Raw genomic sequence first — 15,187 nt, forward strand, 5'->3', positions numbered from 1 at the left:
CGGGGGCTGGTCGCGCCCACGCGGCGACAGCCGCACATCGCTACAGCCCCGCGCCCCTTTCGGGGCGCTTCAGCTGACGTCCGTCACCAGCACAGCCACCGTGGGGTGATCCCCCAGCGCCGCGCCGACCGCGGTACGGACCCTCCTCGCCACGTCCACGGCCCTGGGCCCGTCGGCCAGCGCCACCTCCACCCGCACATGCCGACGCGGCAGCGCGGCGTCGAAGTGCACCTCCCGGCTCAGCGCCCCCGTCACCCGCTTCACCCCCGGCACCACCAGCGCCGCCGTCGTCACCCGCGCCGCGTCCGGATCGGAGCCCTCCCGGACCGACGGCGGCCGAGGCGGACGTACGGCCTCCGGCTCCGCCCGGTCCGCCGCCAGCAGGTCGGTCACCCGTAGGTCCACCTCGGCCACCGCCAGCCCGAGCCGTGCCGTCGCCGCGGCCGCCAGGGCCCGGCGCAGTCGGGCCGCCGTGGCCGGCAGCGGCTCGGCGGCGGTCGCCGCGAAGTCCGCCGACAGCCGCAGCGGCCCCGGCGGCACGGCACCGGGCGGTGGCGGTACGACGGGTTCCGTCACGTCCTCCGGATCCGCCGGCGCGATCCGCACCGCCCCCAGCCGCACTCCCGGCACCTCGGCCGCCGCCCGGCGCAGCACCGCGTCGGCCGCCGCCTCCGTGAGCCACGCCCCGTCGTGCGGCCCGCCCAGCGGGAGCAATCTGCCGAAGCCCAGGGGGCGCCGTACCGCGTCTGTCCATCGGTCCGCCGTCATTGCTCCAGCCTGCCGCATCACCGGGGCATGACAGGGCATCCGCACTTACCTTGGTCGCAGGACGACGACCGGAAGGGGCGCACGGCGATGACGGAGTTGGCCGCGGAGCCGGAGAAGGACCCGAAGGACCCGACGGTAAGTACCCGGAAGACCATCAGACGCGGTGGCGGTGACCCGTCGACCCGGGGCCGGACCACGATCGCCGACGGTGTGGTGGAGAAGATCGCCGGACTGGCGGCCCGGGACGTGGTCGGCGTGCACGCGATGGGCAGCGGACTCGCCCGCACCTTCGGTGTGGTGCGCGACCGGGTGCCGGGCGGTTCCAAGTCGGTCACCCGGGGTGTGAAGGCCGAGGTCGGCGAGGTACAGACCGCGCTCGACCTGGAGATCGTCGTGGACTACGGGGTCTCGATCGCCGACGTGGCCCGCGCGGTGCGGGAGAACGTGATCGCGGCCGTGGAGCGCATGACCGGGCTCGAAGTGGTCGAGGTCAACATCGCGGTGAGTGATGTGAAGCTGCCCGAAGAAGAGGAAGAGGAGCCGGAGTCCCGGCTTCAGTGACGGCTGAGGGGAACGCACCATGAACTTGGCCGTGGTCGGCATGATCGCCGGCATGGCGCTGGGCTTCGCCGGATACTTCGGCGGGTTCGGCGCCTTCCTGCTGGTGGCGGCGTTGGGCGCCGTCGGGTTCGTCGTCGGCAGGTTCGCGGAGGGGGACCTCGAACTCGGCGACTTCTTCCGCAGCCGCGACGACCGGCGTGACCGGCGGCGATGACCACCGCGAGCAGTGCGACGCGCAGGCCTTTGACGGCTGTGGCGCCCGGCGAGCGCGGTGCCGTCCGGATCGCCGACCGGGTGGTGGCGAAGATCGCGGCACAGGCGGCCCGCGAGGTCCTCGGCCCCCTCCCGAAGGACGCCGTGGCCCCGCACGCCACGGTGGCGGTCCACCACGGCACCGCCCGCGTCCGGGTCCACCTCGAGCTGGACTATCCGTCCGACATCGGAGCCCGCTGCGCGGCCGTGCGTCGGCATGTGGTCGAGCGGGTAGGCGCGTTGGTGGACATGGAGGTGCGGGAGGTCGCCGTGCACGTCGAACGGCTGCACCCCGCTCAGACGCAGGGGAGGGCGTGATGAGCACCGAGCAGACACAGGTCATCGAGAAGCCACCCGAGGCCGCGCCGCCCCCGGCCGGCCACGCGGCCCGCTTCTGGTCGCCGCGCCGGGCACCCGCGGCCCTGGCCGCCGTCGTCCTCCTGGTCACGGCGGCCGCCTTCCTGTACGACATCGCGGCCGTACGGGCCCGCCACCCCGCGATGCACTGGCGCCGCGCGCTGGCCCGGCAACTCGCGACCCGGCCTCTCGACGACATCTGGGTCCTGGCCGGCGCGGGCATCGCCGCCGCCCTCGGCGTATGGCTGCTGACCCTGGCCGTCACGCCGGGCCTGCGGGACGTCCTGCCGATGCGCTGCAGCAACCCCGACGTGCGCGCCGGGCTGCGCCGCGACGCGGCCGCGATGGTGGTGCGTGACCGGGCCATGGAGATCTCGGGCGTACGCCGGGTGCGGGTACGACTGAACCGCTCCCGTGTCCATGTCCTCGCCGTGTCCCACTTCCGTGAACTCGACGAGGTGCAGGCCGACCTGGACGCGGCACTCACCGACGCGATCCACGGCCTGGGGCTGGCCCACCCGCCCAGGCTGACCCTGCACGTCGTCCGCCCCGGCCGGAAGGGATGAGTCATGCTCACGGCGATCAACCGCGTACTGACCGGTCTGGCGGGGCTGGTGCTCCTCGCCCTGGGCGGCGCGGTCCTGGCCGTCGGCCTCGGCGCCCCGGCCCCCTCCTGGTGGATCCACGACGGCCGTCACGACGTCCTCCTCACCACCGCCGAACGCACCCACTGGCGTGGGGCGGAGTGGTGGTGGCCGACGGTCCTGGCCGCCCTGGCGGTCCTGCTTCTGCTGTCCCTCTGGTGGCTGACCGCGCAACTGCGCCGACGCCGTCTGACCGAGGTCCTGGTGGACACCGGGGACGGTGAGGGTGCGTTGCTGCGCGGCAGGGCCCTGGAGACGGTGCTGGCGACCGACGCGGCCCACCAGCAGGGCGTGGCGCACGCCCAGGCGGTCCTGAGGGGCAGGCGGACGGCTCCGGAGGTACGGGTGTGGCTCCAGCTGGACCCGGACGTGCCACCGCGCGCGGCCCTGGACGACCTCACCACACAGGCGCTGGCCCACGCCCGGGAGTCGGCGGCCCTGAAGAGCCTCCCGGCGGAGGTCCGGCTGACATCGGTGAAACACCGCGCGGAACGGGTCACCTGACACCCCGCCCGGCAGACCGGCCGTACGCCATCGGGAACGTCGTCGGAGCCGTCCGCCACCAGGAGCGGAGCGGCTCCGGCCGTGGTCACGGGAATCTTCGCCGGCGGAACCGGGTTGCCTGCCGGTAGAGCCGACACCACGGGACACGGGAGGGGACGGGAGCCGATGAGCCTTCGTCAGTTCGAGTACGCCCTGGCCGTTGCCGAGGAGGGCTCGGTGACCGCGGCCGCGGAGCGGCTGCACGTCGCCCAGCCGTCGATGTCCCAGCAGATCCGCGCCCTGGAACGCGAACTCGGCGTGGAGCTGTTCGCCCGTACGCCGACCGGGCTGGTGCCCACCGTCGTCGGCCGCGCGTTCCTGCGGGAGGCGGAGGCCGCGGTGAGCGCGGCACGGCGGGCGAGGGCGACGGCGCGGGCCGGCGCCGACGAGCTGGTGGGCGAGCTGGTGGTCGCGGTGCAGATGGGCTTCGGCACCCGGCAGTTGCCGCGTGCGCTGGGCGCGCTGCGTCACCGCTACCCGCGCCTGGAGATCACCGTCTTCGAGGAGCCGAGCTCCGCCGAGCTGGAGCGGCTGTGCCGCGGGGGCGTGCTGAACCTCGCCCTGATGGCCGCGTGCGAGCGGACCCCCTCCGACGCCCACCACCTCGGCGACGAGGAGTTCGTCGTGGTGCTGGGCGCCGGGCACCGGCTACTCGCCGCGGACCGTGTCGACCTGCGGGAGCTGGCGGGGGAGCCGTGGGTGCGCTTCGACCGCGGCAGTGCGCTCGACGCCGTACTGCTGGACGTGCTGCGGACCAACGAACTGGCCCCGGCCACGGCCGCCCGGGTGTCCCAGACGGCGACCGCCGTGCGCTGGGCCGCCCACGGGCTCGGGGTGACGCTCGTCCCGGCCTCCGCGGTGCCCCACGGCCACGAGCACCTCGTACGCCCGGTGTTCCCGGCCGTGACGCAGCCCGTCGTCGCCGTGCTCCGGCCCGGCGCGGGCCCGGCTGAGACGGCCCTGCTCGAATTCCTGCGCAAGGAGACCTGGTCCGAGTCCGCTTTCTTCACGCCGGTTTCCGCACCGGTTTCCGCACCGGTTTCCACGGCGGTTTCCTGAGGCCCGAGAAGGATGCGGGCGCCGTCGAATTACTTCTGTGGAAAACGGCGTACCGGAATTCCGTAGGCGTCGGCACCGGGGATTCGTCGGATGTCAGCCCCGGGGGAATTCGCCGCCGTCCACGATGAGATTGCTCCCGGTCAGCCAGCTCGCCCGTTCGGACGCGAGGAACAGCACCGCGTGGGCGATGTCGTCGGGCCGGCCGTCGCGCCCCAGCGGCACGGTGTCGCCGGCGTTGGTCCGGCCCGGCGCCAGGTCCAGGCGCGCCCACCGCTCCCGTGTCTCCTCACCGCCGGGAGTGGCGACCCTGCCGGGAGTCACGGTGTTGACCCGGATCCCGAACGGGGCCTGCTCCGTGGCCAGTCCCCGGCTGTAGTTCTCCAGCGCGGCCTTCGCCGCCGTGTAGTGCAGGAACGGCGCCACCGGGGTGAGTACCGCGGCCGAGGAGACATGCACGATCACCCCCGAACGCCGTTCCCGCATCCCCGGTACCAGCAGCGAGTCCAGCCGCACCGACGCCAGGAAGTTCAGGTCCAGCGCGTCCTGCCACTCCTCGTCGGGGATGACCGAGCTGCCTTCGTACGGTCGCGCCCCGCCCACGTTGTGGACCAGGACGTCCACTGTGCCGAGCACCTCCTGCGCGGCCTCGGCCAGGGCCTGAGCGCCGGCCCGGGTCCGCACGTCGGCGGCCACGAAGGCGGCCCCCTTGGGCACCGTGCCCGTCGCCGACCTGGCGGTGGTGAGCACCTCGGCGCCCGCGTCCAGGAATCGGCGCACCACAGCCGCGCCGATTCCGCGAGAACCACCCGTGACGAGTGCCCGCTTTCCGGCGAGTTCCCGCGTTCCCGATCCGTTCTCGATCGTGGTCATGCCACCGGTCCTTTCCCTCGTGTTCCGGTTCGCTGTTCACGGTACGGAGGGAAAAGAACCAGAGGCAAAGACGAAATAGCAGCGGCTGCCATAGGGGATCCCTATGGCAGCCCGACCGTCAGAACCCGTGCCGCATACCCCCGTCGACAGGCACCATGATTCCCGTCAGATAGGACGCCCCCGGCGAGAGCAGGAACGCGCCCACCCGCCCGAACTCCTCCGGCGTCCCGTACCGCCGCAGCGGAATCCGGGACTCGTTCTCCATCCGCGTCGCCTCGGGGTCGGCCGACAGCGCATCCAGCGCCCGCGCCCGGTCCGTGTCGATCCGCGACGGCAGCAGCCCCACCACCCGGATCCCGCGCGGCCCCAACTCGTCCGCGAGCGACTTGGCGAACCCGGCGAGCCCCGGCCGCAGCGCGTTCGAGATCGTCAGCCCGGGAATCGGCTCGTACACCGACCCGGACAGCACGAACCCGATGACACCGCCGTGCTCCAACTCGGCCGCGGCCGCGCGCGCGAGCCGTACGGCCCCCAGGAACACCGCCTCGTAGGCGGTCTGCCACTGCTCGTCCGTGTTGTCGGCGACGAACCCGGCCGGGGGGCCGCCCACGCTCACGAGAATGCCGTCGAAACGGCCGAACCGCTCACGGGCCGCCGCGATCACCCGCTCCGGTGCGTCCGCGTCCGCGTTGTCGACGGCGATGCCCGCCGCGTTCGGCCCCAGCTCGGCCACCGCCTCGGCGACCGTCTTCTCGTCCCGTCCGGTCACCACGACCTTCGCCCCGTCGGCGACCAGTTCGCGCGCGGTGGCGTTGCCCAGCCCGCGGGTCGCTCCGGTGACGACGTACACCCGGTCCTTCAGTCCAAGATCCATGAGTCCTATCCTGCCTCGTCGCCGCCGAACAGTGTGAGGGCGGTGTTCACCAGCCCGATGTGGCTGAACGCCTGCGGGAAGTTGCCCAACTGGCGTCCGAGTTCCGGTTCGTACTCCTCGGAGAGCAGTCCCACGTCGTTGACGAGTCCCACCAGCCGTTCGAACAATTCCTTCGCCTCGTCGGTACGGCCCGTCATGTGCAGCGCGTCGGCCAGCCAGAACGAGCAGGCCAGGAAGGCGCCCTCGCCGCCCGGCATGCCGTCGACGCCGATCGCGTCGGTGTCGTAGCGGCGCACGAAGCCGCCGTGGCCCAGGTCGTCGCGGATCGCGTCCACCGTGCCGATCACCCGCGGGTCGTCCGGCGGCAGGAAACCGAAGCGGGGGATCAGCAGCAGGGCGGCGTCGAGTTCGCGCGAACCGTAGTACTGGGTGAAGGTGTTGCGCGCCGGGTCGTACCCCTTCTCGCACACCTCCCGGTGCACCTCGTCGCGGAGCGCGCGCCAGCGCTCCAGTTCGCCCTCCAGCTCCGCGTGCTCCTCCAGGGTGCGTACGGCGCGGTCCGCGGCCACCCACACCAGTACCTTGGAGTGCACGAAGTGCCGGCGGCCGCCGCGCACCTCCCACAGGCCCTCGTCAGGCTGGCGCCAGATCTTCTCCAGGAACTTCATCAGCGAGCACTGGATGGCCCACATGTGCGGCCTGGTGGACAGGCCGGCCGTGCGGGACAGCGACAGTGAGTCCATGACCTCGCCGTACACGTCCAGCTGGAGCTGGTCGACGGCGCCGTTGCCGACGCGCACCGGCGCCGAGCCGGCGAAGCCGACCAGCCAGGGCAGTTCGACTTCGGGCAGCCGGCGTTCGCCTGCCAGGCCGTACATGATCTGCAGGTCCGCCGGGTCGCCGGCGACCGCGCGCACCAGCCAGTCGCGCCAGGCCTCGGCCTCCTTGTGGTAGCCGGCCGACAGCAGGGCGCCGAGGGTGAGGGTGGAGTCGCGCAGCCAGCAGAAGCGGTAGTCCCAGTTGCGCACTCCGCCCAGCTCCTCGGGCAGCGAACTGGTGGCGGCGGCGACGATACCGCCGGTCGGCGCGTACGTGAGCGCCTTGAGGGTGATCAGGGAGCGCATCACCGCGTCCCGGTGGGGGCCGTCGTAGGTGCAGCGGGCGGTCCAGCGCCGCCAGCCGGTGACGCTGGAGCGCAGCGCCTCGTACGGGTCCACCAGCGGTGGCCGTGGCTCGTGCGAGGGGTGCCAGGTGAGCACGAACGCGACCCGCTCGCCCTCCGCGACGGTGAACTCCGCATGCGTGCCGAAGTCCTCGCCCCAGGTCCGTACGGACGGTTCGCTGCGCAGCCACACCGAGTCGGGACCGGCGACGGCGACCCGGTGGCCGCCCGAGCGGCGCATCCAGGGGACGACCGAGCCGTAGTCGAAGCGGAGGCGGAGCGTGCTGTGCACGGTGACACGGCCGCTGATGCCCTCGACGATGCGTACCACGTCGGGGGCATGGTCGCGTTGGGGCATCAGGTCGGTGACCCGGACCGTGCCCTCGGGGGTCTCCCACTCGGTGTCGAGGACCAGCGTGTCGGGCCGGTAGGCGCGCCGGGTGCACGTGGTGGCGTCCTTCGGGGCGATCCGCCAGTGGCCGTTGTCCTCGTCGCCCAGGAGCCTGGCGAAGCAGGCGGCCGAGTCGAACCGGGGCACGCAGAGCCAGTCGATGGAGCCGTCCCGGCCGACCAGAGCCGCGGTCTGTTCGTCGCCGATGAGGGCGTAGTCCTCGATGCGTCGGTCCACGGGTTCCGGTTTCCCACCGGACCGGTGGGCCAATCAGGGGGTGCGCCGGGGGAGTGACACCATGCTCAGACGGCGGCCGCCGGTTCCGCTTCAGCCGCGGGCTCTTCCTTCGCCGCCTCCTCGCGGCCGCGGGCCTCACGGCGGACCAGTACGAACCAGCCGTAGGGGACGCCCGCGGCGAACAGCCACCACTGGATCATGTAGGCGTAGTTCAGCGGGGCGTCTTCCTTGCCCGGGTCGGAGATCTGCTCCGGGGTGTCGCCCTTGGGCTCGGGCGCGGTCTGCTGGATGTAGCCGCCCAGCACCTGCTTGCCGAGCCGGCGCGCCTGCTCCGCGCTGTTGATCAGCATGATCTGCCGGTCGGGCAGGCCCTTGATGTCCTTGATGCCGCTCGCCGCGGTGGTCTCGTCGGGCATCAACCGGCCCTGGACGGTGACCTGGCCGGCCGGCGGGGCCGGGACCTTGGGGAACGCGGTCTGGCTCGGGCCGTCCGAGGAGATCCAGCCCCGGTTGACCAGCAGCACCTTGCCGTCGGCCAGCACGAACGGGGTGAGGACGTGGTAGCCGACCTCGTCGTCGTCGTTGGTACGACGCCGGACGACGACCTCGTGGGCGGTGTCGAAGGTGCCGGTCGCGGTGACGGTGTGGTACCGCTCCTTGCGGGTCACCGCGTGCCCCGGCTCGGTCACCTGCTCCACCGGCACCGGCTTGGCGTTGAGGGCCTGGGCCACCAGTGCGTTACGGGCGCTGCGCTCCTCGTACCGGTGCTTCTGCCAGAACCCCAGGCGGATCATCGTGGGGATCAGAAGCAGGGAGATCAGGGTGAGGATCACCCACTGCCGGGTCAACAGGAAGCGGTACACGAACAAAGACCGTACCCCTCGCGTATCGGCCCCCTGAGGGAGGGTCCCCCAGAGGGCCGACGACATCCCTGCCCCGGCGGTCACACGCGGTCGACGATGCCCGCCTTCCCGGCCGCGCGGGCGCAGTGGGCACCGCAGTACCACTGGTTCTCGGCCTCGACGCCCTGACCGATGATCGAGACCTTGCAGTGCTCGCAGACGGGGGCCATGCGGTGGATCGCACAGGAGAAGCAGTCGAAGACATGGACCGCGCCCTGTGCGTGCACCTCGAAGGTCATTCCGTAGTCATTGCCGCATACTTCGCATTTCGCCATGTGGCACAGGGTGGGTGGTCGGCCCCCCGCGGGCGAGTGGGCGCCGGGCGAGTCGCCCGGCAATCACCCGTCCGTACGGCCGCGCCGCGCGGTCACCTGTCCGCTGCCGGTGTGGATGCCGGCGCCACGTCCCGCAGCAACTGCCCGAAAGCCGCCTCGTCGACGACCGGCGTGCCGAACTGGCGCGCCTTGAGCACCTTCGAGGTGCCCGAGTCCGGGTCGTTGGTGACGAGCAGGCTGGTGAGCCGCGAGATGCTCGTCGACACATGCAGACCGGCCTCGAAGGCCCGGTCCTCCAGGAGCTCCCGCTCGGTCGAGGTGTCCCCGGAGAACGCCACCCGCATGCCCTGCTTGAGCGGCCTGCCGTCCTCGTACCGCCCCGGGTTCGGATACGGACAGGCCGGCCGCTTGCGGGCCGCCCGCCAGCTGTTCGGACGGTAGCCGCCGCCGTGGCCGCCGCTCGCCTGCTGCCCGATCCGGGGCGTCTGCGACCACTCCGTCAGCGGCCGGCACTCGAGCAGCGGCAGCCGTACGTGGCCTGCCGCCGCGGCCCGCAGACTGGGCCGGAACGCCTCCGCCAGCACGCGCGCGTCGTCCAGCGCGTGGTGCGCCCGCCGCTGCACGACACCGAAGTGCGCGGCCAGCGTCTCCAGCTTGTGGTTGGGCAGCGGCAGCCCCAGCTCCTTGGAGAGTGCGATCGTGCACAGCCGCTGCTTCACCGGGGGCTCGCTCTTCGCGCGCGCGTACTCGCGCGCGATCATCTGCCAGTCGAAGACCGCGTTGTGCGCGACGAGCACCCGGCCGTCGAGCCGGGCCGCGAACTCCTCGGCGATGTCGGGGAAGAGCGGCGCCCCTTCCAGCACCTCGCTCGTCAGACCGTGGATCCACACCGGGCCCGGGTCGCGCTCGGGATTGACCAGCGTGTACCAGTGGTCCTCGACCTCGCCACGCCCGTCCAGCCGGTAGACGGCCGCGGAGATGATCCGGTCGTCCCGGGCCAGCCCGGTGGTCTCCACGTCGACGACCGCGTACCCCTCGGGATACGCGGCCGGCCACGGGGTGCCGGCGGAGACTGCGGTCGTCAGGTCTTCGAGCATGGTCATTGAGGATACGGGCCCCGGCTGACAGTCCGCTCCGTCAGGTCGCCCGTCGCCACCGCCCGTTCGCATGTCCTGATTGCCCTTCGCGTGGCTATGGACCTTTTCGCCGCCCGGTGCGACCGTGCACCCCGCCCGGCGCTGACGCGGCGAAGACTCCGCGGCGGCGCGGCGCTCGGACGGTCGACGGAAGGGCGGTACGGCGGATGGCACGCGTACGGTACGGCGCTCGGACCGAGGCGGAGATCGCGGCCGCGCGCACCACGAGGCTCCCGGACGTCTGGTCCACCGGCGTGGTGGCCGTCTGGGAGAGCGACCCGGACGCGGTCGCGGCAGTGCTGCCGCCCCCGCTCAAGCCCACCGGCCACCCCCTGGTCCGCGTCAACATCAGCCAGGTCCGGCTGCCCGGATACCCGCTGGGAGCGGGTTCGTTCGCGGTCGCCGCCGCGCACGGCACGGCCGAGGGCTGGTATCCGCTGGTGATGCCGATGACCCACGAGCGTGCCCTCACCGGCGGCCGTGAGGTCTTCGGCGAGCCCAAGAAGCTCGGCGAGGTGACCGTCGAGCGCGAGGGCGGCCTCGTCCGCGCGGCGCTGGCCCGGCACGGTGTCGCCTTCGTGGAGGTGCGTGGCACGGTCGGCACCCCGCTGCCGCTGCCGGAACCCGCGCCGAAGACCGACTTCTACTTCAAGTTCCTCCCGGCGGTGGACGGTTCGGGCTTCGACGGTGACCCGCTGCTGGTGCACTGCGTCCGCGAGGAGAAGGTCCGCCGGCTGGAGCGCGTGACGGGGGAGGTGATCCTCCGTGAGTCCGCGTACGACCCGGTCACCGACCTCCCGGTGCTGCGCCTGCTGGACATCACCCTCGGCGAGAAGACCAGCGACCAGCGCGGCCGGGTCGCCGAACGGGTCGATCCCCAGGCCCTGCTGCCCTACGTCCACCAGCGCTACGACGACCTCCGCCAGATCGTCGACGCGCCCCCGGAAGGGAGCGAGGCCTGATGGAACTCCGTGCCGGACAGGTCGCCGTCGTCACCGGCGCGGCGAGCGGGATCGGGCTCGCGATGGCCCGGCGGTTCGCCGCCGAGGGCCTGAAGGTGGTCCTCGCCGACGTGGAGCCGGCCGCCCTGGAGAAGGCCGCGGCGGACCTCCGCGCGGCCGGCGCCGACGTGCACACGCGCGTGGTCGACGTCGGCATGCGCGAACAGGTCCTGGAACTCGCCGAGTCGGCCTACGACACCTACGGCGCGGTACACGTCCTGTGCAACAACGCCGGCGTCGGCTCGGGCGCCGAGGGCCGCATGTGGGAGCACGAACCCAACGACTGGAAGTGGGCGTTCGAGGTCAATGTGTGGGGTGTCTTCCACGGCGTACAGGCTTTCCTGCCGAGGATGATCAAGTCGGGTCAACCCGGTCACGTGGTCAATACATCCTCCGGCGACGGCGGTATCGCGCCGCTGCCGACGGCCTCCGTCTACGCGGTCACCAAAGCGGCCGTCGTCACGCTCACCGAGTCGCTGTACGCCCATCTCAGGGCGGAGCACGCGCGCGTGGGCGCCTCGGTGCTCTTCCCGGGGCCGCACATGCTGCGTACGGGCCTGTGGGAGTCGCACCGCAACCGGCCCGAGCGCTACGCCAAGCAGCGGCCCCGCAGGACGCCGTACCGCAGCCTCGACCAGTGGGAGGCGGCGATGCGCGCGGCGGGCGAGGAGGTCGCCTTCACGCCCGTCGAGGAGGTCGCCGAGTTCGTCGTGGCGGGCATCCGCGCGGGCCGTTTCTGGCTGCTGCCGCAGAGCGAGCGCAGCGACGCCCAGATCCGGGCGCGGGCGCGCTCGATGCTGGACCGGGCGAACCCGTCGTACCTCGAGAACTTCATCCTGGACTGAGCACCTGGACCGACAGGGGGCTGTCGTGACCTCGTTTGACGACCCGTATCTGATCATCTCCTCCGACTGCCACGCCGGGCTGCCCACCGAGGAGTACCGGCCCTATCTGGACGCCCGGTACCACCGGGACTTCGACGAGTTCCTCGCCGGACGGGACCGCCGCCGGGAGGAGATGACCCGGCTCGGCATCCGCAACGAGGCGTTCGCGAGCAAGTGGTTCCAGGACAACGAGGAGGGGCTGCGCGGAGGCTGGGACAGCGCGCAGCGCCTGAAGGAACTGGACGGCGACGGGGTGGCCGCGGAGGTGGTTTTCCCGGACGCCGACGCGGTCGACAGCCGGACGGCCGCGCCCTTCGGGGTGGGCCTCGGCCTGTCCGGCGACCACGATGCGGAGCTGGGCATGGCGGGTGCCCGGGCCCACAACCGCTGGCTGGCCGACTTCGTCTCCGAACACCCCGAACGGCACTGCGGGGTCGCCCTGTTGCCGGTCACGGCCCCGGTGGACCGCGTCGTCGCCGAGGTGCACCGCGCGAAGGAGACCGGTCTCGGCGCGCTGATGATCCCCGCCATGTGGGTCGACAAGGAGCCGTACCACGACCGCCGTTACGACCCGGTGTGGGCGGCGGCCGCCGAGTGCGGGATGCCGGTCCTCACCCACTCCGGCGCCGCCCCGCGCCACGAGTACGGCGACCATCTCGGCATCTACGTCAGCGAGGTGACCTGGTGGCCGTCCCGGCCGCTGTGGTTCCTGCTCTGGTCCGGCGTCTTCGAACGCCACCCCGGGCTCAGGTTCGGCGTGGCGGAGTCGGGCTGCTGGTGGCTCCCGAACCTGCTCTGGTTCATGGACCGCCTCTACCTCGGCGCGCACGGCGGCAAGAAGCTGTCCCCCTTCGAGGAGCTGAAGCGCCCGCCGCACGAGTACCTGGACCGGCAGGTCTTCGTCTGCGCCACCAACACCAAACGCCGTGAACTCGCCCAGCGCTACGAGATCGGCGTCGACAACATCCTGTGGGGCAGCGACTTCCCGCACCCGGAGGGCACCTGGCCCGACACGCGCGCGTGGCTGCGCCGCACCTTCCACGACATCCCGGTGGCCGAGACCCGCAGGATGCTGGGCCTGGCGGCGGCCGAGGTCTTCGGCTTCGACGTGGCGCGCCTGACGCCGCTGGCCCGCCGTATCGGCCCCACCCCCGCCGACCTGGGCCAGCCGGCCGACCAGACGGCCGTGGCGGCCTCCTGGGCGCGCTCGCGCGAGGTGGGCCGCCACTGGCTGACGGACAACGACTTCCCGGCTCTGGGGGTGAGTTCATGAACGGTGAGCGCTACACGGTGATCTCCGCCGACTGCCACGCGGGCGCCGACCTCCTCGACTACAAGCCGTACCTGGAGAAGCGGTACCACGACGACTTCGACGACTGGGCGGCGACGTACGTCAACCCGTACGAGGACCTGCTCTCCGACTCCGCCGACCGGAACTGGAACTCCGCGCGGCGGCTCGCGGAGCTGGCGCAGGACGGGATCGTCGCGGAGGTGATCTTCCCGAACACCATCCCGCCGTTCTTCCCGTCCGGTTCCCTGATGGCCCCCGCGCCCACGGGTGCGGAGACCGAGCTGCGCTGGGCGGGCCTGCGCGCCCACAACCGCTGGCTGGCCGACTTCTGCGCCGCCGCGCCGGGCCGCCGGGCCGGTGTCTTCCAGATCCTCCTGAACGACGTCGAGGAGGCCGTGAAGGAGATCCGCCGGGCGGCGACCGCGGGCCTGACGGGCGGCCTGATGCTGCCCGGCACCCCACCGAACTCGGGCCTGCCCGAACTGCACGCGCGCGTGTACGACCCGATCTGGGCCGTCTGCGCGGAACTCGGCGTCCCCGTCAACCACCACGCGGGCTCGGCGTCCCCGCCGCTCGGCGACGAACCGGCCGCCCGCGCGGTCTTCATGGTCGAGACGACCTGGTTCTCGCACCGGGCGCTGTGGCACCTGGTCTTCGGCGGCGCCTTCCGCCGCCACCCGGACCTGAAGCTCGTCCTGACCGAGCAGGGCTCCGGCTGGATCCCGGGGGTCCTGGCCATGCTGGACTACTACCACGGCCGCCTGCTCGCCGCGGCTTCGACGGCGACGACCGCGGAGGCCAGGTTCGGGGCGGGGCTGGCGGAGGGCATGGGCAGGTCGCCGTCCGAGGTGTGGCGGTCGAACTGCTTCGTCGGCGCCAGCTTCATGCGCCCGCACGAGGTGCCGCTGCGCGACCGCATCGGCCTGGACAAGATCATGTGGGGCAGCGACTACCCGCACGACGAGGGGACCTACCCCTACACCCGTGAGGGCCTGCGCTTCGCCTACGCGGGCGTACCGCGCGACGAGGTCGCCGCGATGCTCGGCGGCAACGCGGCCCGCGTGTACGGCTTCGACCTAGACCTCCTGGACCCGATCGCGGCCGAGGTGGGACCGACGGCGGCGGAGATCGCGGAACCGCTGCGGGAGGCGCCGGCGGACGCCACGAGTCCGGTGTTCGCGCGGGGGGCTTCGGTACGGGTCTGGTGACGTCGGTACTCCCCTCACCGGGGACGGGGTGCGATCCTCCGTGTCGTGACGGAACAGACGCACGACAACGAGCCCCACACAGGCGCGCTCGGCTCCCGGCTGAACTGGCTGCGGGCGGCCGTACTGGGGGCCAACGACGGCATCGTGTCGACGGCGGGCCTCGTCGTCGGCGTGGCGGGCGCCACCGACGACCGGGGCGCCCTGCTGACCGCGGGCCTGGCGGGGCTGCTCGCCGGGTCGATGTCCATGGCGGCGGGGGAGTACGTGTCGGTGTCCACCCAACGCGACTCGGAACTGGCCGCGCTCGCGCTGGAGAAACGCGAGCTGAAGGAGCAGCCCGAGGCGGAACTGGAGGAGCTGACCGAACTGCTGGAGCGGCGCGGGCTGTCCCGGGAGGTGGCGCGGGAGGCGGCGGTCCAGCTCACCGAGCGGGACGCGCTGAAGGCCCACGCGAGCGTGGAGCTGGGTATCGACCCGGACGAGCTGACCAACCCGTGGAACGCGGCGCTGGCGAGCTTCCTGGCGTTCACGATCGGGGCGCTGCTGCCGCTGCTGGCGATCGTGCTGCCGCCCGCCGGCTGGCGGCTTCCGGTGACCGTGGGGTCGGTGCTGGCCGCGCTGGTCCTGACGGGGTGGAGCAGCGCGCGGCTGGGGGCGGCGGTGGTGGGTCCGGCGATGGTACGGAACGTGGTGGGCGGCGCGCTGGCCATGGGCGTCACCTATGCGGCGGGGACCCTGCTGGGGGCGGTGGGGGTCTAGCGGCCGCCCCACC

General features: G+C 72.5%; 18 protein-coding genes. 11 read left to right on the forward strand and 7 right to left on the reverse strand.

What is annotated here, in order from left to right; genetic code table 11:
- Positions 1 to 69: 69 nt before the first annotated feature.
- A complete protein-coding gene (locus AB0D59_RS23230; protein ID WP_362568367.1) occupies positions 70 to 768 on the reverse strand; it encodes a nucleopolyhedrovirus P10 family protein in 699 nt (232 codons plus the stop codon).
- Positions 769 to 855: 87 nt separating this feature from the next.
- On the opposite strand from AB0D59_RS23230, the gene AB0D59_RS23235 reads away from it, so the two are divergent.
- The 6 genes from AB0D59_RS23235 to AB0D59_RS23260 all read left to right on the forward strand — a co-directional run bounded on the left by AB0D59_RS23235 (position 856) and on the right by AB0D59_RS23260 (position 4,184).
- A complete protein-coding gene (locus AB0D59_RS23235; RefSeq protein WP_362568370.1) occupies positions 856 to 1,329 on the forward strand; it encodes an Asp23/Gls24 family envelope stress response protein in 474 nt (157 codons plus the stop codon).
- Positions 1,330 to 1,348: 19 nt separating this feature from the next.
- Entirely contained in the window at positions 1,349 to 1,543 is a 195-nt protein-coding gene (locus AB0D59_RS23240; RefSeq protein WP_362568373.1) for a hypothetical protein, read from the forward strand.
- Positions 1,540 to 1,899, forward strand: coding sequence for an Asp23/Gls24 family envelope stress response protein (locus AB0D59_RS23245; protein WP_362568376.1), 360 nt, complete (start codon positions 1,540 to 1,542; stop codon positions 1,897 to 1,899). The genes AB0D59_RS23240 and AB0D59_RS23245 overlap by 4 nt, the downstream gene beginning before the upstream one ends.
- A complete protein-coding gene (locus AB0D59_RS23250; protein ID WP_362568379.1) occupies positions 1,899 to 2,504 on the forward strand; it encodes a DUF6286 domain-containing protein in 606 nt (201 codons plus the stop codon). Before AB0D59_RS23245 ends, AB0D59_RS23250 begins: the two co-directional genes overlap by 1 nt.
- Positions 2,505 to 2,507: 3 nt before the next feature.
- Complete coding sequence (amaP, locus tag AB0D59_RS23255; protein WP_362568382.1) at positions 2,508 to 3,086, forward strand: alkaline shock response membrane anchor protein AmaP; 579 nt, start codon at positions 2,508 to 2,510, stop codon at positions 3,084 to 3,086.
- A gap of 165 nt (positions 3,087 to 3,251) precedes the next feature.
- Entirely contained in the window at positions 3,252 to 4,184 is a 933-nt protein-coding gene (locus tag AB0D59_RS23260) for a LysR family transcriptional regulator (RefSeq protein ID WP_362568385.1), read from the forward strand.
- Positions 4,185 to 4,277: 93 nt separating this feature from the next.
- Here the strand turns inward: AB0D59_RS23260 and AB0D59_RS23265 are convergent, their stop codons facing one another.
- From AB0D59_RS23265 to AB0D59_RS23290, 6 genes are all read right to left on the reverse strand, one after another.
- Entirely contained in the window at positions 4,278 to 5,054 is a 777-nt protein-coding gene (locus tag AB0D59_RS23265) for an SDR family oxidoreductase (RefSeq protein ID WP_362568388.1), read from the reverse strand.
- Positions 5,055 to 5,172: 118 nt separating this feature from the next.
- Positions 5,173 to 5,928, reverse strand: coding sequence for an SDR family oxidoreductase (locus tag AB0D59_RS23270; RefSeq protein WP_362568391.1), 756 nt, complete (start codon positions 5,926 to 5,928; stop codon positions 5,173 to 5,175).
- Between the two features lie 5 nt (positions 5,929 to 5,933).
- Positions 5,934 to 7,718, reverse strand: a complete 1,785-nt coding sequence (locus AB0D59_RS23275; protein WP_362568394.1) for a glycoside hydrolase family 15 protein — start codon at positions 7,716 to 7,718, stop codon at positions 5,934 to 5,936.
- A 65-nt stretch (positions 7,719 to 7,783) separates the two neighbouring features.
- The gene (locus AB0D59_RS23280) at positions 7,784 to 8,581 is read right to left on the reverse strand and encodes an SURF1 family protein (protein ID WP_362568397.1); all 798 of its coding nucleotides are present in this window, start codon (positions 8,579 to 8,581) and stop codon (positions 7,784 to 7,786) included.
- A gap of 80 nt (positions 8,582 to 8,661) precedes the next feature.
- Positions 8,662 to 8,895 carry a hypothetical protein gene (locus tag AB0D59_RS23285; protein WP_362568400.1) on the reverse strand — a complete coding sequence of 78 codons (234 nt, stop codon included), beginning with the start codon at positions 8,893 to 8,895 and terminating at the stop codon, positions 8,662 to 8,664.
- A 92-nt stretch (positions 8,896 to 8,987) separates the two neighbouring features.
- Positions 8,988 to 9,992, reverse strand: a complete 1,005-nt coding sequence (locus AB0D59_RS23290) for a DEDDh family exonuclease (protein WP_362568402.1) — start codon at positions 9,990 to 9,992, stop codon at positions 8,988 to 8,990.
- Positions 9,993 to 10,198: 206 nt separating this feature from the next.
- Here AB0D59_RS23290 and AB0D59_RS23295 point away from each other — a divergent pair, with 206 nt between their 5' ends.
- The 5 genes from AB0D59_RS23295 to AB0D59_RS23315 are packed head-to-tail and all read left to right on the forward strand — an operon-like array spanning position 10,199 to position 15,174.
- The gene (locus AB0D59_RS23295; protein ID WP_362568405.1) at positions 10,199 to 10,993 is read left to right on the forward strand and encodes an acetoacetate decarboxylase family protein; all 795 of its coding nucleotides are present in this window, start codon (positions 10,199 to 10,201) and stop codon (positions 10,991 to 10,993) included.
- Positions 10,993 to 11,877 carry an SDR family NAD(P)-dependent oxidoreductase gene (locus AB0D59_RS23300; RefSeq protein WP_362568408.1) on the forward strand — a complete coding sequence of 295 codons (885 nt, stop codon included), beginning with the start codon at positions 10,993 to 10,995 and terminating at the stop codon, positions 11,875 to 11,877. The genes AB0D59_RS23295 and AB0D59_RS23300 overlap by 1 nt, the downstream gene beginning before the upstream one ends.
- Positions 11,878 to 11,902: 25 nt before the next feature.
- The gene (locus AB0D59_RS23305) at positions 11,903 to 13,189 is read left to right on the forward strand and encodes an amidohydrolase family protein (protein ID WP_362568411.1); all 1,287 of its coding nucleotides are present in this window, start codon (positions 11,903 to 11,905) and stop codon (positions 13,187 to 13,189) included.
- Positions 13,186 to 14,415, forward strand: coding sequence for an amidohydrolase family protein (locus AB0D59_RS23310; RefSeq protein ID WP_362568414.1), 1,230 nt, complete (start codon positions 13,186 to 13,188; stop codon positions 14,413 to 14,415). The genes AB0D59_RS23305 and AB0D59_RS23310 overlap by 4 nt, the downstream gene beginning before the upstream one ends.
- A 45-nt stretch (positions 14,416 to 14,460) precedes the next feature.
- Positions 14,461 to 15,174 (forward strand): VIT family protein, encoded by a 714-nt coding sequence (locus AB0D59_RS23315; protein ID WP_362568417.1) that lies wholly within the window; start codon positions 14,461 to 14,463, stop codon positions 15,172 to 15,174.
- Positions 15,175 to 15,187: the final 13 nt, after the last annotated feature.

The sequence above is a fragment of the Streptomyces sp. NPDC048417 genome (genome assembly GCF_040651615.1).
In the GTDB taxonomy this organism is placed as follows: Bacteria; Actinomycetota; Actinomycetes; order Streptomycetales; family Streptomycetaceae; genus Streptomyces.